Here is a 434-nt window from a genome sequence, read left to right as displayed (position 1 = left end):
ATATAAACTCCATTTTGCAAATCCGAAATATCAATTTCTAAATCTTCTGAGGATTTTTCTTCTTTTCCATTTAACACCTGTTGACCAGAAATATTGAATACTTTATAATTGAACTCACCTTTTTCTTGGCTTTGGATTGTTATGGATTCTTTGGCTGGACTTGGGTAAACTTGGAAGTTATTACTGGAGGATAATTCTTGTTGGCCTACGAACATATCTACTGGAAAAATCTCTCCCAAAGTATCACCATTATGCAGATAACCTGTGATTTCATTATTATAATCCCATTCAAAGCCATGAATTTCTCTTTCCATAAAACCAAAATCAATTGAATACTCCGATTTTGTATATTCCAATCCAGTGTAAGGAATTAGTAATTCTGGAACATTGTCATCTTGCAAATAGTCGGTTAATTCAAATCCATTATCCAAGAG

Annotated in this window: 1 protein-coding gene; it reads right to left on the bottom strand. The window is 32.7% G+C overall.

The window, feature by feature from the left end:
* A partial coding sequence (locus FEF65_RS13290) for a T9SS type A sorting domain-containing protein (RefSeq protein WP_138240299.1) occupies window positions 1–434 on the bottom strand: 434 nt, incomplete at both ends.

Source organism: Mariprofundus erugo, assembly GCF_005818865.1.
GTDB classification, from domain to species: Bacteria; Pseudomonadota; Zetaproteobacteria; order Mariprofundales; family Mariprofundaceae; genus Mariprofundus; species Mariprofundus erugo.
Note: the sequence above shows the minus strand (reverse complement) of the source record. Positions and strands in the feature narration are given on the sequence as shown.